Consider the following 22,019-nt stretch of genomic DNA (forward strand, 5'->3'; position numbering starts at 1 on the left):
TCCCCAGCTTTTTGGCAGGCCCTTTGTCGGAGGGGTAAACTGGACGCATGTATCTACCCCAGCACTTTGCCGTGACCGACCCTGCGGTGCTGTTCGACTTAATGCAGCAGTTTAGCTTTGCCACCCTGGTCTCGGTGCATGAGGGCAGGCCCTTTGCCACCCACATACCCTTTACGGTCTACCCCGAACGCAATCTGCTGGCCAGCCACATAGCCCGTGCCAACCCCCAGTGGACCAGCTTTGACCGGAACCAGGAGGTGCTGGTCATCTTCCAGGGCGACCACAGCTACATCTCCCCCACCTGGTACGAAAAACACCCCAGCGTACCGACCTGGAACTATATGACCGTCCACGCCTACGGCAAGGTGCAGATAGTCGAAGAGCCCACCGCGGTGAAAGCCCTCTTGCATGATCTGGTTGTACAGTACGAGCGGCAGTGGAAAATGGAGGAGCTGCCCCCAGACTACCTGCACGGCATGATGAAAGGTATTGTGGCTTTCCAGATCGAGATTACAAAGCTAGAGGGCAAGTTCAAGCTATCGCAAAACCGCAGCCGGGCCGACCGGGAGCGGGTTATAGCAGCCCTGGAACAAAGCCCCAACCTCGATGACCGGGCCATCGCCAGGCAGATGAAAAAGCATTTAGAGCAGGCATGAACCCCGACCTAACCCAGGCTATCACCTTGGAGGGCAAGCTCGTGCGGCTCGAGCCCCTCACCATGGCGCACCTGCCCGCCCTGCTGGAGATCGCACAGCTCGAGGACTACCCCTACACCGCCGTACCCAAATCGCAGCTGGAGATGCAGCGGTATATTCAAGCTGCCCTGGACGAGCAGGCCCAGGGGCAGGCCCTGCCCTTTGCAACGGTGGATAAACGCGCCAGCCGCGTGGTGGGCAGCACCCGTTTTATGGCCTTTGAGTACTGGCCCTGGCCCAAGAACAGCCCCCACCACCGCCCCTTGCGGCCCGACGCGGTGGAGATCGGCCACACCTGGCTGGCCCCACCGGCCCAGCGCACCGGCCTCAACACCGAGGCCAAACTCCTGATGCTCACCCATGCCTTCGAAAAACTGGGGGTACGCCGGGTAACGCTCAAGACCGACGCCCGCAACCTGCGCTCACGCCGGGCCATTGAGCGGTTGGGAGCGCACCTCGACGGGATTCTCCGCGCACACCGGCCCGCAGCCGATGGCGGCATCCGCGACAGTGCGATGTACAGCATTCTGGCCGAGGAGTGGCCGGCGATTAAGACCCGGCTTCTGGGCTTATTGGCCCAGAAAAACCCCGCTTGAAGGCTGTGGGATCCGCTTTGCCTGAGCGGGGCGGTACACTCGCAAGCCGTGGCCGTCCCGCCCGGCTACAGATGTCTCATACCGGATTCAAAAAGATAATCTTCAAACAAGAAACATTCAGAGGCTATCTTTTTGAATCCTAGAGCACTCCCGTCGGTCGGGTTAGTTCGCCGCCATCCGGCGCCGAACTAACTGAATCTGGTTAGGAGTTACGCAGTTGCCTCTCACCCCTCTACTCGGCTACCCTTTTCTGCAAAGCAAACAGGCCAAGAGGAGTTAGCTGCTATGAACCCCCCAAAGTGCACCGACCTGGACTATATCCACTTCCTCATCGCCGCCCAGAAGGTCTTCACCTGTACCGAAGCCGCCCGCTGCCAACCCGAGGAACCCAGCGCTCCCGCCCACGACGCCTTCACCCGCCTGCTCCAGCGACAGCCTCCCGACACGGAGGCGCTGTGGCAGGAGGCCAGGGCCGTGGTGGAGCCCACCCGGGGGCTTCTGATCCTGGACGACACCACCCTGGATAAACCCTATGCCCAGCGGATGGAGCTGGTGACCTACCACTGGAGCGGCAAGCACCAGCGGGTGGTCAAGGGGATCGCCCTCATGACCCTGCTGTGGACGGAGGGCCAGGCCCTCATCCCCTGCGACTTCAGGATTTATGACAAGCCCTGGGAAGGGAAGACCAAGAACGAGCACTTTATGGAGATGCTGCGGGTAGCCAAGGGACGGGGGTTTGCTCCAGCGTACGTGCTAATGGATAGCTGGTACGCTTCGCTGGAGAACCTGAAGGAGATTGCTCGCCTGGGCTGGCGCTTCCTCACGCGGCTGAAGGGGAACCGGCAGGTGAACCCGGATAGGGAGGGGCTTCGGCCGGTGAGCGAGGTGGAGATACCGCCGGAGGGGCGGGTGGTGCACCTGAGGGGTTTTGGTCTGGTCAGGGTGTTCCGGACGGTTTCGAAAGACGGGGACGCGGAGCACTGGGCGACCAACGACCTGGGGATGACTGAAGGTCGGCGGGGGGAGTTGGAGCGGGCAGGCTGGGGTATCGAGGTCTACCACCGGGGGCTCAAGGGGTGTTGCGGGGTGGAGCGGGCCCAGGTGAGAAAGAGGGCCTCTATCCTGGGCCACCTTCTTCTGTCCCTACGTGCTTTTCTGAGGCTGGAGGTGTACCGCTTGCGAACGGGGGTGAGTTGGTATGAGTCCAAGGCAAGTATTATCCGCGAGGCGATACGAAGTTACCTGGCCAATCCCATACACATCCTTCACCCAACTGCGTAAGTCCTATCTGGTATCAATGTAGTGGTACAGGAGATTCCGTTTCCGCTTGCATCCTTTAGTCACAAGGGCGGGATTTAAGCCGACCAAAAGGGAGTTAGATAAAGCATTTCGGCAGTATCGTCCAGAGTTTCAAAGGTGAACGATACTGCCGAAATGCGCATCAAGCCCCGGCAAAGGAAAGCTCTGCCACCTCGACCATGGGCGAACCCACGATGCCCATCATGGGGTTCCACTCGAGCTCGCTACCCAGCGCGGTGATATTTTGCAGCAGCTCCAGGAAGTTGCCCGACACCGTGAAGTTCTCCACCGGGTAGGCCACCTCGCCCCCCTCCACCCAGAGGCCCAGGGCCTGCAGGCTGAACTCCCCCGAGATGGGGTTGGCCCCGGCGTGCAGGCCCATCAGGTCGGTGACCACCACGCCGCTGTCCATCTGCACGCCCGCGCCGGGCGCTACGAACAGGTTGCTGGGCGCAATGCCCAGCACCCCCTTATAGATGCGAAAGGCATGGCCGGTGTTCTCCACCCCCATTTTGCGAGCGGTCTCGGAGTTGTGGGCAAAGGTGCGCAGGATGCCCTTCTCGATGAAGACCGTGCGCCGGGCCGGGGTGCCTTCGGCGTCGAAGGGGCGCGAGGCCAGCCCGTCCGGCAGGGTGGGGTCGTCTACCAGGGTGAAAAGCTCTGAAGCGATTTTCTGTCCCACCCGGCCCGCCAGCAGGCTCTTGCCCTCGAGCACGTTCTTGGCCGAGAGCAAAAACCAGCCCATCATGCCCAGCAGTTGGGCAAAGGCCTTGGGTTCGAAGTAGGCTTTGTAGCGGCCGGTTTTGAGGGGGCGGGCCCCCAAAAGCCGCCCGGTGCGCTGCAAAAACTGCTGGGCGGTGCGGCCCGGCTCGAGGGCGTGAAACTCCTTGGAAAGGTCGAACTCGTAGCCCTGCTTGAGGCTCTGCCCCTCGCCCATCACGGCGTTGGCCAGGAGCAGGGCGTAGCCGTTGCGGAAGGCCCCCGCAACCCCCTGGGTGGAGCCTAAGGTGGCCTGGGTCTCCTTCTCGGAGTAGCGGGTCATCTGCACCTGCCGCACCCGGGGGTCGGCCCGCAGGCTGGCCTCGAGGTTCAAAGCCGCCTGGCGCTTTTGCTCTAAGGGCGCCGAAAGCCCCTCGCCTAGCAGGTCGTGCTGGCCCAGCCCGCCCCCCGCTGGCAGGAACCCCCCGGTCTCAGACTGCAATAGGGCGTTCTCGTGGGCCTCCTGGAGTACCCAGTCGAGCGCCGCCGGGGTGCGCTCCTCGGTGTAGGCATAGCCGGTTTTGCCCTCCACCACCACCCGCACCCCCACCCCGCCCTGGGTGGCCTGGGTAATTTCTTCCACCTTGCCGCCGTGGGCCTGGATGGTGAGTTCGCGGGTGTGGGTGGCCAGCACCTCGGCTTCAATCCCCATCGCACGGGCTTTTTGCAGCAGATAATCCATGGCTTCTTCGAAGGTCATGCCTGTCCTCCCACCACAATCTCCGAGATCAAAAGGTGCGGCTGGCCCACCTCCACCGGCAGGCTGCCCGAGAGCGAGCCGCACATGCCGGGGCCCATCTCGAGGTCGTCCGAGACCGCCACAATTCTCTGGATGCTCTCGGGGCCCTTGCCCACCAGCATGGCCCCCCGCACCGGCTCCTCGATCCGCCCCTTGCGGATGATGTAGCCCTCCTTGACCGCAAAGTTGTACTCCCCCGAGCCGGGCCGCACCTGCCCCCCGCCCATATCGGCGGCGTAGAGGCCGTACTCGATGCCCTCGAAGAGCTTTTCCTTGGGGGTAGTACCCGGAGCGATAAAGGTGTTGCGCATCCGGCTGGTGGGGGCAAAGGTGTAGTCCTGCCGCCGCCCCGAGCCGGTGGGCCGGTAGCCGGTGAGCAGGCTGCCCAGCCGATCCACCATGTAGCTTTTGAGCACCCCGTTCTCGATCAGCACGGTGCGCTCGGTGGGCATTCCCTCGTCGTCGAACTCCTGCGAGCCCCAGCCGTGGGGGGTGGTGCCGTCGTCGATGTAGGTCACGCAGTCCGAGGCCACCTTTTCCCCCAGCTTATCGGACAAGACGCTGGCTTTTTTGGCCACGGAAGTGGTTTCCAGGAGGTGCCCCAGGGCCTCGTGGAAGATCACCCCGCCAAAGCCGTTGCCGATCACCACCGGCATGGTGCCGGCGGGGGCCGGCTTGGCCCGCAGGTTGGTGAGGGCCTGCAGGCCGGCCCTGCGCCCGACCTCGGCCGGGGGGTAGCGGTCGAAGAGCTCGAGGCCCACACTGAGGCCCGGCCCCGCCACCCCGGTCTGCATCCCGCTTTCGTCCTGGGCAATGGCGGTGACGTAAAGGCGGGTACGCACCCGGCGGTCTTCGGCCCAGGCGCCCTCGCTGGTGGCGACGAGCACCTCCTGCTCCCACTCCATCAGGTTGGTCTGCACCTGCTTGATCTGGGGGCCGACCATCGCCCCGGCCTCGGCCTCTCGGATGCGTTCCAGGCGGTAACGCTTGTCCTTGGCGGTAAAGGGAACCTGGGGGGCGTGCAGCCCCTGGGCCACCGCCTTGCGAAAATCCAGGCCGCCCCGGCCCAGCGCGTCCACCTGGCCCGCCTGGCCCTTGAGCTGGACCAGGGTCTCGGTCACCTCGAGCAGGCTCTGGGGGCTCAGGTCGTTGGTGTAGGCATAGACCACCTCGGTGCCGTAAAAAAGCCGCAGCCCGGCCCCGTATTCGATGCCGCTGGTGGCCTCCTTGACCTCGCCCGAAAGCACCCGCAAGACCCGCCGCCGCCAGCGCTCCACATATAGCTCTGCAAAGTCGGCCCCACCCTGCCGGGCCCGGCGGAGCACATCACCCACCAATGCTTCGTCTAGCACAATAGCCTCCTTGTAGCTTCTACAGCCTAGCAGGCCTGACCCTTCCCAAAAACCCACCCTGGTTGCATTTTGTACCCACAGGGCATCCAACAGTTGGTGAAGACGCCAGCGCCAAAAACTCATCCTGTAGTTTTGCTTCACAATAAACTGAGGCTGCTTTGAAGATGTCTCGCCTGCTTTTGCCTTTACCGATGGCTGCCCTCTTGAGCACCAGTGCTCTGGCCCAGAGCCTGCCGCCTCCCCGCATCGGCGACCAGCCGGGGTTTGCGCGGGTGGTGCTGGATCTGCCCAAAGAGGCGACCTACCAGATCGAGCCGCTGGGCGCTGCGCTGCGGGTGACCCTGCCAAACCAGACCGTCACGCCCGGCCTGCACTTTGTGAGCCTGCCAGAGCTGGCCGGGTATGTGCTCGAGCAGCACGAAGACCAGGCGGTGCTGATCCTGCTCACCCCCCAGGGGGTCACCCCCCGCTCCGGCTACAAGACCATGACCCTGGCCGCCCTGCAGGGCGAGGGGCAGCGGCTGGTGATCGACCTCTCGGGGGCCTTTGTGGACACCAGCCCGCTGCTCTCTTTCCCGGAGTTTCGCTTTGTGAAATCGGGCGGGCGGCGTTTTTCCGTGGTGGTGGACGCCGGGCACGGCGGCCCCGACCCCGGTGCTTTGGGGCCGGTGGCGGAAAAAGTGGTGAACCTCGAGGTGGCCCTGCGGGTGCGCCGCTTTCTGCAAAATGCGGGTGTGGAAGTTATCATGACCCGCGAAAGCGATACGGCCTTTTCGCCGGACAAGCGCACCGACCTGGCCCAGCGCGTGGCCCTGGCCGAGGGCAAAGATTTATTTGTCTCCATCCATGCCAACGCCGCCGTACCCGCCCGCGCCGACGGCTGGTGCGGCCTCGAGGTCTACTACCACAGCCCCGAGACCACCCGCCCCTTTTTCCCCTCCCCGGCGCCGCTCCTGCCCACCCCTCCCTCCCTTGCCCTCAACCCGCTGGAGGCGCTCGAGGCCGCCCAGCCTCCCTCAATGCAAGGCGGCCCCCTCGACCCAGGCGCCCAGCCCAGCCTCGAGGATCCCGGCCCCATCCCACCCCAGAGCCTGCCCGCCCCCACCCCCCAGATGACCTCGCTGCGCCGCATGGAGCTTTCACGCACCCTGGCTGCCCGGGTGCTCTCGTATACGCTAGGGGCCACTGCTGCCGTCAACCGCGGGGTGCGCAGCGCCGACTTCTTCGTGATCCGCTATACCAGCGTTCCGGCCATCCTGGTGGAGATGGGCTACCTGAGCCACCCCATCGAGGGCCAGAACCTGCGCAACCCCCATTACCTCGACCGCATTAGCTACGGCATCGCCCGGGGGATACTGGAGTATCTGGAAAACGACCATCCGTTCAAATAGGCTTTCTCGGCGGAGGGATATGCCCAGCTGCTCTGACCCAACCCAGGCCACCCGGTGTACCATGGTCTATCCAGCCGCTCCTTCTGCTCGAGGAGCCGTCTTCACCCGCCCTGAGGTGGCGGAGTTCATACTGGATCTGGTGGGCTACACCCCCGACCGGCCCCTGCATCAGCAGCGCATTCTGGAACCGTCCTTTGGGGATGGGGTTTTCCTGCTAGCCATCCTGCGCCGGCTGTTATCAGCCGCCAGGCGGTTTGGGGCTTCCGAGCTGTCTGAAGCCATTCGCGGGGTGGAGCTGCACCCTGAAACCTTCGAGGCCACCTACAACGCGGTGGTTGCGCTGTTGCAGCAGGAAGGGTTCAGCCAGCATCTAGCCGACCGCTGGCTGATTCAGGGGGATTACTTGCTGTGTTCGCTCGAGGGGCCTTTCCACTACGTGGTCGGCAACCCGCCCTACGTGCGCCTGGAGGCCATCCCCCCTACCCTGCTGGCCGAGTACAAAAAGCGCTACGCCACCATGTACAACCGCGCCGATCTGTACATCCCTTTCATCGAGCGTTCGCTATCGCTGCTGGCGGAGGGGGGCACCCTGGGGTTCATCTGCGCAGACCGCTGGACCAAAAATCACTACGGTGCCCGGTTGCGCAAATATGTGGCCGACAACTTTCACCTAAAAATTTTCCTCGAGATGGCCCATGCACCGGCCTTTCGCTCTAAAGTAGCTGCTTATCCAGCCATCGTGGTGATCAGCCGGGAAGCACCGCGGACGATCCCCTTCGGGACGGAGCAGGCTCCGTGCACCGAACGGACGATCCCCTTCGGGACGGAGCAGGCTCCGTGCACCGAACGGACGATCCCCTTCGGGACGGAGCACACGCCGCACACCGAAAGCCCCACCCGCATCGCCCGTCTCTCCAGCCTCGAGCCAGGCCAGCTCACCCAGCTTGCGGAGGTGCTGCGGTCTAGAAGCCTGCCCGAAGGCAGCGGGGTGCGGGTGGCCCAGATCACCCGCGGGGCAGCGCCCTGGCTGCTCCTTGCGCCCGAGCAAAGGGCCTTGCTGGAGCGGCTCGAGCGCCGCTTCCCCAGCCTCGAGGAGGCGGGCTGCCGGGTTGGGATTGGGGTGGCCACCGGGGCCGACCAAGCCTTTATCGGCGTGTTCGAGGCCCTCGAGGTAGAACCGGATCGCAAGCTGCCCCTGGTCACAACCCAGGACATCTGCTCGGGTGAGGTGCGGTGGGGCGGCCAGGGCCTCATCAACCCCTTTAGCGAGACGGGTGAGCTCGTTGATCTGCGCTGCTACCCTCGGCTGCGCGCCTATTTGGAAGCGCGCCGGGAGGTCATAGCCGGACGGCACTACGCCCGGCGCTTTCCGGATAGGTGGTACCGCACCATCGACCGGATCGTACCCTCCCTGGCCAGAACGCCCAAGCTCCTCATCCCCGATATCAAAGGCCGGCCCCACGTGGTGCTCGAGGAGGGGTGCCTGTACCCCCACCACAACCTTTACTACATAACCTCCGAATCGTGGGATCTGCGCGCACTCCAGGCGGTGCTCTTGTCGGCGGTGGCCCATCTGTTTGTTGCAGCCTATTCAACCCAGATGCGCGGGGGGTATCTCCGCTTTCAGGCCCAGTATCTGCGACGCATCCGCATTCCACCCTGGAGCGAGGTGCCCCCTCCCATTCGACAGGCCCTCCTCGAGGCCGCCCAGGAGCGCGACGTGCAGGCCTGCAACCAGGCAACATCCCGGCTATACGGCCTTAGCCAGGAAGAAAGCCTCGCGCTCGAAAGGTTATACGCAGACACCTAATTTTTGCTACCCTACTCGGCATGGAGTTGGCATTGAATCTGTTGCTGATCGCCAGCGGCGTGGTACTGCTGTACTTTGGGGGCGAAACGCTGGTCAAAAACGCGGTGATACTGGCCCGCAGCTGGGGCATCAGCACCATGGTGGTGGGCCTGACGGTGGTGGCCTTTGGCACCAGCAGCCCCGAGCTGGCCGCCAGCCTGGCCGCTGCACTCTCGGGTAGCCCGTCCATCGCCATCGGCAACGTGGTGGGCTCAAACATTCTCAACATCCTCTTCATCCTGGGCCTCACCGCCCTGATCGTGCCCATCCGCTCCCAGGCCCAGTTCATCAAGCGCGAGGTGCCCATCATGCTGGGCGCAACCTTGCTGCTGTTTGTCTTCCTATACTTCGACCAGCAGATCACCCGTGGGGAGGCGCTCTTCTCGGTGGGCCTGCTGGGCCTGTACATCTGGTTTTTATACCGCAGCGGCGCAACTGAGATGGCCGAGGTACAACAAGAATACGAGCAGGAGTACGGCCAACCCCCCAGGGCCGGCTGGCCGGCCTACGCGGGGGTGGTGCTGGGGCTGGTGCTCCTGGGGGTAGGGGCCCGCCTGCTGACCCTGGGGGCGGTGGAGCTGGCCCGGGCTTTTGGGGTGCCTGAACTCATCATCGGCCTGACCATTGTGGCCCTGGGCACCAGCCTGCCGGAGGTGGCCGCTTCCATCACCGCCGCCCTGCGCCGAGAGCCCGATATCGCACTGGGCAACATTGTGGGCTCCAACATCTTCAACATCCTGGGCATCCTGGGGATCACGGCCCTTGTCCAGCCTGTGGGCCTACCCTGGGAGAAGATTCAGCGCGATATGTGGGTGATGCTTTTGGCCAGTGTGCTGCTGTGGCCGTTTCTGGCAACCGGGTTTCGCCTGGGGCGCAGGGAGGGCGGGGTTTTCCTGGGGCTGTATGTGGCGTATGTGGCGTTTTTGATCGCGACGGCTACTTAGCGCGATGCGGGCCGGTGAATACCCGCCAGCGCCACGATGGCCCGCTCCAGGGCTAGGCGCATGTCCCGGCCGGTTTTGGCAGCCTCCTCGGCCTCTATCAGGATCTCCAGGGCCCAGGTAACCGCACTGCCCGACAATTTTTTGGCCAGTAGCAAAGTTTGTTTGGCAGCGTAGGGGTGCATGCCCAGGGCGCTGGCGGCCACCCCCTCCCCCATCAGGGGGTCGTCCTGCAGCAAGGCCCAGGCTTTAGCCACCCGCACGTACTGCCAGGAGAGCGCACCCAGAATACGCAAGGGGTCTTCCCCCCGCTCCAGGAGCTCACGGGCAATCTTGAAGGCCAGGGTGGCTTTTCCTTCGGTAATCGAGCGCACCAGGTCGAAGCCGGAGATGGGGGTATCCAGAGCGACCAGGGCCTGTACTTTCTCCAGGGTGATGGGGGGCGTGACCAGGCAGAGTTTGCGCAGCTCCTGGTCGAGGGCCTCGAGGCCCATGGCCGGGTTCTCGGCGCTGCCTTTACCACCCACCAGACCCGCCAGGTACGAAGCCACCGCCCCTGGTAGCTTCAGGTCGTAGTGGCGGGCGCGGTTCACCACCCAGTTGGTCATCTCCTTGGGGCCGGGGGTGGGGTGGTCGCGCTTCTGAGCTTTGTCGGCGTACCACTTGCTGCGCACCGCGCTGGGCCGGGGGTCGAGCAGCAACACCACTGCATCGGGCGGCAGGCCTTCCAGCACCTCCCGGAGGGGCTTCCACTCGGCCTCGCTGAGGTCGCGCAGATCCACCAGAGCCCCGCCCGGGCCAAACAGCCCGCCGCTGGCCTCCTGGGCCACCAGGGCCGGCTCCGGGGGCATCAGGCGGGGGGACAGGCCCTGCAAGCCGGCCTCCTGGAGCAAGGCTTCTCGAGCCAGAAAGCTATCACCGGTGAACACCTGAATCATGGGCAGTAGCAGGGTATTATACCGGAAAGATAATCTTCAAACAAAAAACATTCAGAGGCCATCTTTTTGAATCCCAGAGCACTTCCTTCCGCGCATAAGTTCGGTCGGGTTGGTTCGCCGGCGGAAGGCGCCAAACCAACCGAATCCGGTATCAGAGGGCAGGTCGTTACAGCTTTGGCTGGCAGCCTAAGAGCTTCCCTTGCCCCAAACCACCTCGAGCGCCGCCGGTTCGCAGCTGGGCTCGAGCGGTGCAGCAGGGGTTGGGGCGAGCCCGTGTTTGTTTTCTTTCTCGGCCTCGGGCCTGACCCCCTGGGTGATGGCGTACTCCCACCAGAGCTGCAAAAGCTGGGGCTCGAGGTCGGCTACCATCCCCTGCAGCCGGGTGAGCTCGTTGCGGGCCAGGCCGTTGTTGGCCACCACGCCCACCGGCTTCAGGGTGAACTTGGCCCAGGTGTCCCCGTCGCGGGTTACAAAGATGTGTGGCTTTTCCTGGGCACTGCCCGACTTAACGTAAAAGCGAAAACCACCCCGGCGCATGAGCGTCAACATAATCTTAGTCTATCCATTCGGGGGCCCTTCCGCGGTGCTTCTGACCATCTGGGCATCAAAAAAATATCCGGAGCGAATCTCGGTCAGCACCCGGCGTCAGTTTCAGCAGCCCTACCACGGCGTGATCGGCCAGGGCCGGTCTAAACTGACCCACGGGTCAGTTTAGGAGTATGATGGGCGGGTGCTTGCATTAGCCTTGTTGCGTGACCCCAAATACCGCACCTACTGGATCGCACTGTTCCTTTCCCAGCTGGGCACCTGGATGCAGACCGCCACCCAGGGCTGGCTGGTGCTCGAGCTCACCAACAGCGCCGAGCGGCTGGGTCTGGTGGTGGCCTTGCAGTTTCTACCCTCGCTGTTGTTCTCCATACCCGCGGGCGTGCTCTCCGACCGCTACAGCCGCCGCAACCTGCTTTTTATCACCCAGGGCGGCATGGCCTTGCTGGCCTTGAGCATGTTTGTGCTCATCGCTGGTGGCTGGGTGCGCTACGAGCATGTGCTGGTGTTTGCTTTCTTATACGGCATGTTCAACGCCGCCGACCTGCCGGTACGGCAGGCCTTCACGGTGGAGCTGGCCGGTAAAGAGCGCTATCCGGGGGCCATTGCCCTCAACTCGTTTGGCTTCAACACCTCGAGGCTCGTGGGCCCGGCCCTGGCGGGCTTGCTAATTGCAAGCTTCGGCCTGTCCTGGAGCTATCTAGCCAACGCTCTCTCCTTCCTGCCGCTCATTGTGGTGCTGTTTGGGGTGCCCAATCCCAAAGTGGAGGCCAAGCGCGATGGGGTCTTGCGAGAGGCCCTCGAGGGCATGCATTTTGTCTGGGGGCATCCTTTGGTGCGGCAGGTGGTGGTGCTGGTGGGTCTGACCAGCCTCCTGGGCATGAACTTTCAGACCATCGTGCCGGCCTACGCGCGGCTCGAGCTGGGGCTCGATGCCCAGGGCTTTGGCTTCCTGATGTCGGCGGTGGGGCTCGGCTCTATTGTGGCGGCCCTCATCCAGGCCCTGGCCTCCAGAGCCCGCCCCCTGCGGGCTGTGCTGGGCAGCGGCTTGCTGGGCCTGGCCCTGATCGGTCTGGCCCTGCCACTTCCCCCAGCCTGGGTGGCCTTTATTTTCGGCCTGGCCGGCCTGGGCATGATCACCACCTTGATTAACTCCAACACCACCGTGCAGCTCCTGGCCCCCGACCGCATCCGGGGCCGGGTAATGTCGGTGTACTCGATGGTTCTGCTGGGCTCCGGCCCGCTGGGAGCCTACATTTCAGGCCTGCTGATCGACACCCTGGGGGCCCGCTTTGGCGTGGCCGTTATGGGTCTGCTCACCCTCTCGGCGGCCCTCTGGATGTCTCGTTTCCCCTGGCCCAAAACCCTGGCCCACACGCCGCCCTCCAAGGTCGAACCCTCCGTTCCACCCCCGCAGGTTGCCTCGGACTGACCCGGTGCGGGTATCCTGTGCAAGGTGGAGATGCTACCGGCCCTCGAGGCCCGCTATCAGATGCGCCTGACCCCCTTGGCCGGGGGCGGCGAGGCCCGCACCTTCGCCGGCGATGGGCTGGTATTCAAAGTGTATCCCCCCACCTCCCAACCCGGCGGCATCTACGCCGCGCGGCTCGAGGCCCTCAACATGACCAAGGCCGGGCTGGGCGACTGGGTGGTGGAGACCTACAACCTCAACCAGCACGGCATCCTGGTCACCCGACGCTATCCGGGGGCCAACTTCACCCCCGAGCGCTTCAGTCAGGCCGCCCTGGAGGAGCTGGCCCGTTTTTTCATGCGGCTCCATGCCATCCCGGAGCCCGGCGTGGTCAGCCGCACCCGCCTGCAAAACCGCCTCCAGCAGTTTGGTCGCACCCTGCACGACCTGCCCCAGGCCCGGCAGTTGGTCGGCTGGCTTTGGGAGCATATCGAAGAAGTGGCCGGAACCCCCCAGGCCTTCTGCCACCGCGATCCCCACGCGGGCAACATTCTCCTCAAGCACCCCGAGGCCCAGGGAGTACCGGAGGCCCTGGTGGTGGACTGGATACGGGCCCAGCCCGACGACCCCGCCCGCGACCTGGCCATCCTGACCACCGGAACCCTGGTGATGCTGGGCGAAGCGCAGGCACTGGCCGCCTTGCAATACATCGTGTCGTGCTACCCAGAGCCGCAAGCCCTGTGGCGCCGTCTGCGCTTCTGGGTTCCCCTCACCTACCTGCACGACATGCACTGGTTCCGCACCAAAGAACCCGCCGGCTTCGAGGCCGCCGTCGCCGACAAGATGCCCAAAGCCCTGCGGTTCTACCAGGAGTTTCGCCCGGAGCTGACCTGATATTTGCCCCCACCCTTGCCCCGGTGTTACGATTCACTGAGCATGAAACTGACCGTGGTAGATCACCCCCTGGTACAGCACAAGCTGGCCATCATTCGCGATAAGAACACCGGCAACAAAGAGTTCCGCGAACTCATGGAAGAGGTCACCATGCTCATGGCCTACGAGGCCATGCGCGACCTCGAGCTCGACCCGGTCACCATCGAAACCCCCCTTACCACCATGACCGCCCATATGCTTTCGGGCAAAAAGCTGGCTGTGGTGGCTATTTTGCGGGCTGGCCTCATTATGGTAGATGGCATTCTCAAGCTGGTTCCCGCGGCCAAAGTGGGCCACATTGGCCTTTACCGCGATCCCAACACCTTGCAGCCGGTGGAGTATTACTGCAAGCTGCCTTCCGACATTGCCGAGCGGCGGGTCTTCCTCACCGACCCCATGCTGGCCACCGCAGGCAGCGCCGTGCACGCCCTTTCGATACTGAAGTCCAAAGGGGCCCACCACATCAAACTGATGAGCATCATCGCTGCCCCGGAGGGGATTAAGCGTGTACAGGAAGCCCATCCCGACGTGGAGATTGTGGTCGCCGCGGTGGACAGCCACCTCAACGACCACGGCTATATTGTGCCCGGCCTGGGGGACGCCGGCGACCGAATCTACGGAACCAGGTAAGGCAGTTACATTCCTCACCCATTCGCGGTAGGCTGGGTCAATTGGGATGATCGAGTTTCTGAAGTCCATTGGCATTGCCAACCCCAGCGGTTCGGGCTGGCTCATCGTGGTTTTTACCTTTGTGGTGGCCTGGGTGGTCACCTGGCGGTTCATGCCCAGGGTACGGCAGTTTGCCCTCAAAGTGGGCTGGGCCGACCAGCCCAATGCCCGCCGCCTGAACAAAGAACCCCTGCCCAACGCGGGCGGCCTGGCGATCTTTTCGGGCGTGGTCGCTGCTTTAATCGTAGCCACCACCCTACGCCCCATCCTGATTCAGGAAGTACAGGTGCAGGTGCTGGCCATTTTGCTGGGTGGGGCCATCCTGGTGCTGGTGGGCTTTGTGGATGACCAGTTTGGCCTGCCACCGCTGTTTAGGCTTCTAGTACAACTACTCGCCGCTTTGCTGCTGGTTGCGGTGGACATCCGCTTTCACGCTGCTTTCGGCACCGCGCTCGACCCCTTTTGGGGCGTGATGCTAACGGTGGTATGGGTCATTGGTATCACCAACGCAATTAATCTGATGGACGGCATAGACGGACTGGCCGGCGGTATTGCTTTTATCACCGCCATGAGCCTGCTGGCGGTCTCGGCCCAGAACCCTCAGTGGGCTGCAGCTACGCTGGTACTGGCCGCGCTTGCAGGGGCCGCGCTTGGCTTCTTGCGACACAACTTTTATCCTTCAAAAATCATCATGGGCGACGCCGGGGCTTACTTCTTCGGCTACGTTCTGGCGGCCACGGCCCTGCTGGGCAGCCTCAAAGTGACCACCGCATTCTCCCTGGTTCCCACCGCGCTTTTCTTGCTGCTGCCCATCCTGGACACCACCCAGGTGTTTATTCGTCGGCTACTCAGGCAGCAAAACCCGCTGTCCACCCCAGGCAAAGACCACATCCACCACCGACTCCTGGCCCAGGGCTTCTCGCAGCGCCGCACCACCATCACCCTGTGGATTGTGACCCTGCTGTTCAATCTGCTGGCCATGCAGGTGCAGAAGGTAAGCCCGCTGGTTATAGGGGTTACCGCCGCTGGAATTACCTCCCTGCTGGGGTTTACCGTTTGGCGCCGGCTCAGGGCTGTTTGGAAGGAGGCCAGGCAATCCCCGATAAACCCCAGCCAGGCACCCTGACAGGCTTTCCGCTATGTCCGCACCAGCGCAACCCTGGCCCGGTCGGCCATCTGGTAGAGCTTCTCTTTGGTAAGGGGAAACTTGCCCTCGAGCACCAACCCCTGGCCTTCCTCCCAGTGGGCGTGGTAGTGCACATGCCCACCCGGCACCCGGAACGCCACGTGCTTGAGCTTGGCATGGCGGGGCGAGACCGAGGCGAAAAAGAAGGGTTCACCTCGCTCGTCCGAAAGCGAAACCGCCATCATGGTGGTGGGTAGTTCGTAGGGGCGCTCCATGCGGTAGATGAAGTCGGGGAAGTCGGACTCTTTGCTAAATTGCACGCCTTTTTCGGCAGCGTATTCCTTCATCCATTCGATCACCTGCACCCAGGCCTGGTAGAGCATCTGATCATGGTGGTCGTGCGCAGCACTCATGGCCCTTAGTTTATCGGTTTGGGGGCATAAAGTCTAAAATCGGCCCCGCGCAGCTCCAGGCCATACCTTCAATATCCGGGGTCGCCACGGAAAACGCTTATCCGCCGCCTACTGCAACGAGCCAGGGTGTGAGGTTTCTCGTGAGCAGCACCAGGTCACACAAAGCCCGCAGGGCTGTACTAGGATAGGGCTCAGATGCGGCTCGAAGACCTACCCCCGCTCCCCGAAACGCCGGGCGTATACCTTTGGAAAACCGGCGAGCACATCATTTACGTGGGCAAGGCCAAAAACCTCAAGGCCCGCGTGACCAGCTATTTCCACGCCGAGGGCAAGGGTCTGCGCATCTGCCAGGAGGCCACCCACCTCGACTTTATCGTGGTGCGCGACGAGGTGGAGGCGCTTTTGCTCGAGGCCAATCTCATCAAGCACCACCGCCCCCACTACAACGTCCTGATGAAGGACGACAAGCACTACCCCTTCCTCAAGCTCACCCAGGAGGAGTGGCCCATGCTGATGGTGGTGCGCCGGGTGCAGGACGACGGGGCCCGCTACTGGGGGCCCTTCCCCGAGGCTTCGGTGGTGCGGCGCATCAAGCGCCTGGTGGATCGCTTCTTCCCCTTGCGCAAAAACTCCGGCTACCCCTTCAAGAAAAGGCGCTACCCCTGCCTGAACCACGCCATGGGCCGCTGCCTGGCACCTTGCGTGGGCCAGGCCGACCCGGCGCAGTATCAGATGGCTGTGCAGCAGGTGGAAAACCTGCTGGACGGCAAAATTGAGGCCTTGTACGAGAGCCTCGAGCAGCAGATGCGCCAGGCCGCCAGAAACCAGGACTTCGAGCGGGCCGCGGAAATCCGCGACCAGATCAGCGCGGTGAAGAGCTTTTTCGGCACCGACCAGCAAGCCTACGACCCCGAGCTGGGCGACCTGGACTTCCTGGGCTTTGCCCGGGCCGGCGATTATGCCCTGATCCAGCACTACCAGGTGCGCGGGGGCCAGATGCTGGGGCGCATCAGCCGCTTTGTGGAGGGGGTCAAGGAGGCCAGCGACGCCGAGTTGCTGGAAGCCTTCCTGCGCGACTACTACCTGGAAGCCACCCCCCTACCCCCGTTGGTGCTGCTCCCCTTCGAGCTAGAAGCGCAGGAGGCTTTCTCGGCCTTCCTGAGCTCCAAGGGGCGCAAGGTGGAGGTGCGCGTCCCCCAGCGCGGGGAAAAAACCCGCCTGATCGAGCTGGCCCAGCACAACGCCCAGACCGCCTTGCAGACCGAACTCAAGCTACTGGAGCGCAAGGGCGACCACCCCGGCCTCAAGGGGCTGATGGAGGTGCTGGGGCTCACCCGCCGCCCCTACCGCATCGAGGGCTACGACATATCCAACCTGCTGGGCGAGAGCGTGGTGGGTTCCATCACGGTTTTTGAAGGGGGTCGCCCCAAAAAAGCCGAGTACCGCCGCATCAAAATTAGGGGCCTGAAGGGCCAGCCCGACGACTTTTTCTCCATGGAGCAGACCATCCTCCGGCGCTTCACCGGCAGCCTGGCCGAGCAGATGCCCATCCCCGACCTGATCCTGATTGACGGCGGACTGGGCCAGGTGCGGGCCGCGCAAAAAGCCCTGCAGCAGGCCGGGCTGGAGATCCCGCTGGTGGGGCTGGCCAAGCGTGAAGAAACCCTGGTTCTGCCTGACGGCCGAACCATCGCCCTGCCACTGAGCCATCCTGCGCTGCAGCTGCTCATCTACCAGCGCGACGAGACCCACCGCAACGGGCTGGAGTTCCACCGCAAACTGCGCAATCAGAAAGCCCTCAAGAGCATCTTCGACGATATAAAGGGCATTGGCCCGGCCCGCAAGCTGGCCCTGATGAACCACTTCTCCACCCTGGAAGAGCTCAAGGCCATGAGCGTGGAGGAACTGGCCAAGCTGCCAGGCCTCGACAAGCGCAGCGCCCAGGCCGTGCTAAAGGCGCTCAACGCAACCACGTCTTCCCAATCAACATCTGCTTGAGCGGCTCCCGCTGCCGTCGTGGAGTGTTCGGGCAGATCATCTCGGATTCAAAAAGCCAGCCGTCCAAAGCAAAGACCTGCAGGGGCTATCTTTTCGCATCCCAGCGCACGCCCTTCCAAGGGGCGGTTCACCCTTCGCTACGCGGATAACCTCGGTCGGGTTGGGTTGCCGTCTTCCGGTGCTGAACTAACCGAATCTGGTATTAGACCAACCCCCACACCAGAGGCTGGCATTCCGCTTTTCGAAACGGTAGGCTTACCCCTATGGAAACCGTGCGTGTGGCCCTGATGGGGGGCGGAACGGTCGGGAGCGCTTTTGCACAGCTTTTGCCTGCACACCAGGCCCGCTTTGGTGCGCTGGGCGTTAGGGTCGAGCTGGCTCGAGTGCTGGTGCGCGACATAGAGAAAAGCCGCCCTGGCATTCCCTCGAGGCTGTTGACCAACAACCCTGAGGGTTTCCTGGACGATATAGACGTGCTGGTGGAGGTGGCCGGGGGCACCACCACCGCCGGCGACCTGGTCTTGCAGGCCCTGGAGATGGGCCTGCCGGTGGTCACGGCCAACAAAGCCCTGCTGGCCGAGCGCTGGAACGAGCTGCGCGAATACGCCGAGCAGGGCGACCTGTATTACGAGGCCAGTGTGATGGCCGGAACGCCCATCATCGGCGCCTTGCAAAGCCTGTGGGGCAACCAGACCCTGGAGATGCACGGCATCGTGAATGGCACCTGCAGCTACCTCATCCGGCGCATGGAAGAGGGCGCTACCTATGAACAGGCCTTCAAGGAAGCGAGCGACCTGGGCTACCTCGAGGCCGACCCCAACCTGGATGTGGGCGGCATTGACTCGGCCCACAAGATTTGCGTGCTGGGGCGGCTCACGGTAGACCCTGGGCTCTCCTGGGAAAAGGTCTTGCAGCGCACTCGAGGCATCCAGCACCTCACCCCGGAGTTGCTCCGGCAAGCCCGGGCCGAAGGCCACGCCATCAAGCTGGTGGCCAGCCTCTACCCCGAAAATGGCGAATGGGTGGCGGCGGTACGCCCGGTGCGCCTGCCCGAGTCGCACCCGCTGGTTACCATGGGCAGTGGGCGCAACGCCATGGTCTATAGGGGCGAGCCGGTAGGGCAGTTGGTCTTTGCCGGGGCCGGCGCCGGCGGGGGTGTGACGGCCAGCGCCGTGCTGGGCGACCTGTACCGGGTGCTGCTTGGCACACCCGGCCACCTGCCCATACCGACAGCCGCGCCGATACCGGCACAGGAAGCAGAAAAGCTCGAGGAGGTATAAGGCCTTTGGCAGGCGTTTTACCTGCCGGAGCTACCCATGCACACCCGCAGGCCGAAAGCCCGTATCTTTGCGGTTTGCACCACTCCCTTCGGTCGGGTTAGTTCGCCACCATTCGGTGACGAACTAACCGAATCTGGTATCACCCCAGGCCCCAACCGCTCAGGAGCGCAACAATTGAGCAGTTCGAAGGGGCATGGGGCTTCCAGTTATCATAAATACCCATCATGGTTCGCTACTACAGCACCCGCGACCCCCATAAAAACCTGGTAAGTTTCGAGGAAGCCCTGCTCCAGGGGCTGGCCCCCGATGGGGGGCTGTACATCCCCGAGCGCATTCCCCAAATTGCGCCGGAGGCTTGGTTGGGCGCCCGCTCCATCGCCGAGGTGGGGGTGGCCGTCCTGGGGGAATGGCTTAAGGAGGATATTCCTATCTCCGACCTGGAAGCCATCCTCCACGATGCCCTGAACTTCCCCTGTCCGCTGGTAAAGCTATCGGACGACCTGTACGTGCTCGAGCTCTTCCACGGCCCCACCCTCTCCTTCAAAGATTTTGGGGCCCGCACCATGGCCCGCCTGATGCAGTATTTCCTGCGTAAGCGGAATGAGCACCGCATCATCCTGGTAGCCACCTCGGGCGACACCGGCAGCGCCGTGGCCGATGGCTTCGCCGGGCAGGAAAACATCGAAGTGGTCTTGCTCTACCCCAAGGGCAAGGTAAGCGAGGTGCAGGAGCGCCAGCTCATTGTCCAGCGCCCCGGCGTGCGCAGCTTTGCGGTGGAGGGCACCTTCGACGACTGCCAGCGTATGGTCAAGGAGGCCTTCGTAGACCCCGAACTCGCCCACCTGCCCCTGAGCAGCGCCAACTCCATCAACATTGGGCGCCTGCTACCCCAGGCCCTCTACTACCTGTGGGCCCTTGCCCAACTACACCGCCAGGCATCGCCATCGAAGATCAGTTTTTGCGTTCCCAGCGGCAACCTGGGCAACCTGACGGCCGGAATCCTGGCTGCGCTAATGGGGCAGCCCGTCCACCGGTTCATCGCGGCCCACAACGACAACCACTTCTTCCCCGACTTTTTGCAGGGCAAGGCCGAGGCCTACCAGTTCCACCCCACCATCGCCACCCTTTCCAACGCCATGGACGTGGGCTCGCCCAGCAACTTTGAGCGCCTGTACACCCTGCTGGGGCCGGAAAAGCTGCGCGCCTGGGTCTGGGGCACCACGGTCTCGAATGAAGCCACCCTCGAGCGCATGCAAAAAACCTACGAGGCCACCGGCTACATGGCCTGCCCACACACAGCCGTTGGCCTGGAGGCCCAGGCTCGCTACCGCCAGCAGACCGCCCACCCCACCCCCCTTATCAGCCTGGCCTGTGCCCATCCGGCCAAGTTTCCCGATGTGGTGCTGAAAGCCCTGGGCCAGCACCCCCCCCAAGAGCAGGCGCTGCAGTCACTCCACAGCCGCCCCACCCAGGTGCAGGTTATCGGCCCAACCCTACAGGCCCTCAAAGACTTTCTGCTTTAGAAGGGGTTTGCTTCGTTAAGCAATCCGTTACAGGTGCGTTGGACAAGTCATAACAGCCACAACCACCCTTAACGAAGCAGCCCAACCCTCCAAGCGAAGCAAGCCAGGTCTCGATAACGGCCCAATCACGGCCGGATAGGTACCCTTTTCGCCATACAGATATGCAAATCAGGGGACTGGCATGAAAAAACTCAAGACCTGCCGCTCGTGTGGTTCAGGTGAGCTGATGCTTTTTCTCAGTCTGGGAAGAATTCCCTTCACAAGCATTCTGAGCGCCCACCAACTAGCCATCCCTGAAGAACGCGGCAGCCTCGAGGTCGCCTTTTGTCAGCGTTGCAGCCTGGTACAGCTGGCCGGCGATACCCTCGAGAACCCCCCGGCGGCTCCTCTGCCATGGGCGGAAAGCTTGCTGGAAACCTTGCCAAACAGCCACCGGATCGGCCCCCAGACGGTGGCTGTGGCGCTGGAAGGCAGCAATCCGCTGCAGCTACAGGAAATCGCACAGGCCGGGGCCCGTGTGTTTTACCTCGAGCCCCACCCTGAGCGGGCCAGAGCAGCATCCAGCAAAGGCATTCATATCCGCGAGGAGCCTTTCAATCGCAGCTACGTTAAGGCGCTGCTCGAAGAGGGGTTGCGGGCCGCGGTAATTCTGGCCAATCAGCTACCCACCTACTACAGTGATCTCAACAGCCTGTTTGAAAGCCTGGCTGCCCTGCTCGATCCAGAGGGCGTGGTCGTGCTGGAATTGCCCTATGTGCGTGCGCTGCTCGAGGCCCGGCAGTTTGCGCAGTTTGCACACCACCGGCTCCACTACTTCTCGGTGCATGCCCTCCACCAACTAGCCAGCCGCCACGGCTTGCGGGCCGTGGCACTCGAAGAACTAAACACAGGCCACCTACGATATTTCCTTGGCAAAAACCAACCAGCCGAAACACTGGTAGACCGGTACTTAAAAAAAGAACAGCAGCTTGGTCTGACCGATTCAATCTATTACCTCGAGTTTGCCTCCCACATCGCCGCGATACGCGAAGCCCTGGTTGCCCTGCTCACCGAGCTGCGCGCACGCGGGCGGAGGGTGGCTGCCTTTGGAGCCAGCACCCATGGCATGGTCTTGCTCAACTACGCTGGGTTGGGGCACGAGGTTATCGATTTTGTAGTGGATCGCGATGTCAACACACAAGGGCGCTTTCTAGCCGGGGTGCATATCCCCATTCACGGGACAAAAAAGCTGCTGGAAGCCCGACCCGACTACCTGCTGCTACTAGATCACCTACCCGACGAGATCCCCCCGGTGCTCGAGGCCTATCTCCAGGCGGGGGGAAAGTTTGTGGTAGCCACCCCTCACCCCGAAATTCTGAAGTCCCCCATCCAGCAGTCTGGCCGGTGAGCACCGGTCAAAATACGCTTTAGCGGGGTATTCGTAGGAAACGCTCTAAAAGGAGGATCCCCGGCTGGCGACCGGGGAGCTACATGAAGCGTCTGGCATAATCAATGTATCATATGTTCTATTTTTAATCAACAGTTTGCAATCTATTGCAGATTTATGCACGTAGTGTCTAGA

19 protein-coding genes are annotated in these 22,019 nt (G+C 63.0%); 14 read left to right on the forward strand and 5 right to left on the reverse strand.

Going from position 1 to position 22,019, the window contains the following annotated elements; translation table 11 throughout:
• Positions 1-47: 47 nt before the first annotated feature.
• From MTAI_RS10155 to MTAI_RS10165, 3 genes are all read left to right on the forward strand, one after another.
• Positions 48-656 carry an FMN-binding negative transcriptional regulator gene (locus MTAI_RS10155; RefSeq protein WP_027888675.1) on the forward strand — a complete coding sequence of 203 codons (609 nt, stop codon included), beginning with the start codon at positions 48-50 and terminating at the stop codon, positions 654-656.
• Positions 653-1,291: a GNAT family N-acetyltransferase gene (locus MTAI_RS10160; RefSeq protein ID WP_027888674.1), complete on the forward strand. Its 639-nt coding sequence runs from the start codon at positions 653-655 to the stop codon at positions 1,289-1,291. The genes MTAI_RS10155 and MTAI_RS10160 overlap by 4 nt, the downstream gene beginning before the upstream one ends.
• 285 nt (positions 1,292-1,576) lie before the next feature.
• Positions 1,577-2,572 carry an IS701 family transposase gene (locus MTAI_RS10165; RefSeq protein WP_187388538.1) on the forward strand — a complete coding sequence of 332 codons (996 nt, stop codon included), beginning with the start codon at positions 1,577-1,579 and terminating at the stop codon, positions 2,570-2,572.
• A 160-nt stretch (positions 2,573-2,732) separates the two neighbouring features.
• Here MTAI_RS10165 and MTAI_RS10170 read toward each other — a convergent pair whose 3' ends face one another.
• Together MTAI_RS10170 and MTAI_RS10175 are read right to left on the reverse strand one after the other, a co-directional pair.
• The gene (locus tag MTAI_RS10170) at positions 2,733-4,049 is read right to left on the reverse strand and encodes a TldD/PmbA family protein (protein ID WP_027887521.1); all 1,317 of its coding nucleotides are present in this window, start codon (positions 4,047-4,049) and stop codon (positions 2,733-2,735) included.
• Complete coding sequence (locus MTAI_RS10175; RefSeq protein WP_027887522.1) at positions 4,046-5,440, reverse strand: TldD/PmbA family protein; 1,395 nt, start codon at positions 5,438-5,440, stop codon at positions 4,046-4,048. The genes MTAI_RS10170 and MTAI_RS10175 overlap by 4 nt, the downstream gene beginning before the upstream one ends.
• A gap of 191 nt (positions 5,441-5,631) precedes the next feature.
• On the opposite strand from MTAI_RS10175, the gene MTAI_RS10180 reads away from it, so the two are divergent.
• The 3 genes from MTAI_RS10180 to MTAI_RS10195 are packed head-to-tail and all read left to right on the forward strand — an operon-like array spanning position 5,632 to position 9,624.
• Positions 5,632-6,831 carry an N-acetylmuramoyl-L-alanine amidase family protein gene (locus tag MTAI_RS10180; RefSeq protein ID WP_027887523.1) on the forward strand — a complete coding sequence of 400 codons (1,200 nt, stop codon included), beginning with the start codon at positions 5,632-5,634 and terminating at the stop codon, positions 6,829-6,831.
• A 19-nt stretch (positions 6,832-6,850) separates the two neighbouring features.
• The gene (locus tag MTAI_RS15325) at positions 6,851-8,641 is read left to right on the forward strand and encodes an Eco57I restriction-modification methylase domain-containing protein (RefSeq protein ID WP_245453110.1); all 1,791 of its coding nucleotides are present in this window, start codon (positions 6,851-6,853) and stop codon (positions 8,639-8,641) included.
• A gap of 20 nt (positions 8,642-8,661) precedes the next feature.
• Positions 8,662-9,624 (forward strand): calcium/sodium antiporter, encoded by a 963-nt coding sequence (locus tag MTAI_RS10195; RefSeq protein WP_027887525.1) that lies wholly within the window; start codon positions 8,662-8,664, stop codon positions 9,622-9,624.
• On the opposite strand, the gene holA is transcribed toward MTAI_RS10195, so the two are convergent.
• Both holA and MTAI_RS10205 read right to left on the reverse strand, forming a co-directional pair.
• Entirely contained in the window at positions 9,621-10,559 is a 939-nt protein-coding gene (gene holA, locus MTAI_RS10200) for a DNA polymerase III subunit delta (protein ID WP_027887526.1), read from the reverse strand. The two genes, MTAI_RS10195 and holA, sit on opposite strands and share 4 nt — an antisense overlap.
• Positions 10,560-10,745: 186 nt before the next feature.
• A complete protein-coding gene (locus tag MTAI_RS10205; RefSeq protein ID WP_027887527.1) occupies positions 10,746-11,108 on the reverse strand; it encodes a DUF4160 domain-containing protein in 363 nt (120 codons plus the stop codon).
• 181 nt (positions 11,109-11,289) lie between these two features.
• On the opposite strand from MTAI_RS10205, the gene MTAI_RS10210 reads away from it, so the two are divergent.
• Genes MTAI_RS10210 through MTAI_RS10225 form a run of 4 tightly spaced genes read left to right on the forward strand, consistent with a single transcriptional unit; the run spans position 11,290 to position 15,244 of the window.
• Positions 11,290-12,537 carry an MFS transporter gene (locus MTAI_RS10210; RefSeq protein WP_027887528.1) on the forward strand — a complete coding sequence of 416 codons (1,248 nt, stop codon included), beginning with the start codon at positions 11,290-11,292 and terminating at the stop codon, positions 12,535-12,537.
• A gap of 30 nt (positions 12,538-12,567) precedes the next feature.
• The gene (locus tag MTAI_RS10215) at positions 12,568-13,410 is read left to right on the forward strand and encodes a phosphotransferase family protein (RefSeq protein WP_027887529.1); all 843 of its coding nucleotides are present in this window, start codon (positions 12,568-12,570) and stop codon (positions 13,408-13,410) included.
• Between the two features lie 42 nt (positions 13,411-13,452).
• The gene (gene upp / locus MTAI_RS10220) at positions 13,453-14,079 is read left to right on the forward strand and encodes a uracil phosphoribosyltransferase (protein ID WP_027887530.1); all 627 of its coding nucleotides are present in this window, start codon (positions 13,453-13,455) and stop codon (positions 14,077-14,079) included.
• 46 nt (positions 14,080-14,125) lie between these two features.
• The gene (locus tag MTAI_RS10225) at positions 14,126-15,244 is read left to right on the forward strand and encodes an MraY family glycosyltransferase (RefSeq protein WP_027887531.1); all 1,119 of its coding nucleotides are present in this window, start codon (positions 14,126-14,128) and stop codon (positions 15,242-15,244) included.
• An 11-nt stretch (positions 15,245-15,255) separates the two neighbouring features.
• Here MTAI_RS10225 and MTAI_RS10230 read toward each other — a convergent pair whose 3' ends face one another.
• The gene (locus tag MTAI_RS10230; RefSeq protein WP_027887532.1) at positions 15,256-15,657 is read right to left on the reverse strand and encodes an NADH-quinone oxidoreductase subunit 15; all 402 of its coding nucleotides are present in this window, start codon (positions 15,655-15,657) and stop codon (positions 15,256-15,258) included.
• 195 nt (positions 15,658-15,852) lie between these two features.
• Between MTAI_RS10230 and uvrC the strand changes: the two genes are divergently transcribed.
• From uvrC to MTAI_RS10250, 4 genes are all read left to right on the forward strand, one after another.
• Positions 15,853-17,655 (forward strand): excinuclease ABC subunit UvrC, encoded by a 1,803-nt coding sequence (uvrC, locus tag MTAI_RS10235; protein ID WP_027887533.1) that lies wholly within the window; start codon positions 15,853-15,855, stop codon positions 17,653-17,655.
• Positions 17,656-17,918: 263 nt separating this feature from the next.
• Complete coding sequence (locus MTAI_RS10240; RefSeq protein ID WP_027887534.1) at positions 17,919-18,935, forward strand: homoserine dehydrogenase; 1,017 nt, start codon at positions 17,919-17,921, stop codon at positions 18,933-18,935.
• Positions 18,936-19,159: 224 nt separating this feature from the next.
• Entirely contained in the window at positions 19,160-20,458 is a 1,299-nt protein-coding gene (gene thrC, locus MTAI_RS10245) for a threonine synthase (protein WP_027887535.1), read from the forward strand.
• Between the two features lie 181 nt (positions 20,459-20,639).
• Positions 20,640-21,845 (forward strand): class I SAM-dependent methyltransferase, encoded by a 1,206-nt coding sequence (locus MTAI_RS10250; RefSeq protein ID WP_027887536.1) that lies wholly within the window; start codon positions 20,640-20,642, stop codon positions 21,843-21,845.
• Positions 21,846-22,019 lie beyond the last annotated feature (174 nt).

Source organism: Meiothermus taiwanensis WR-220, assembly GCF_003568585.1.
Classification (GTDB): domain Bacteria; phylum Deinococcota; class Deinococci; order Deinococcales; family Thermaceae; genus Meiothermus; species Meiothermus taiwanensis.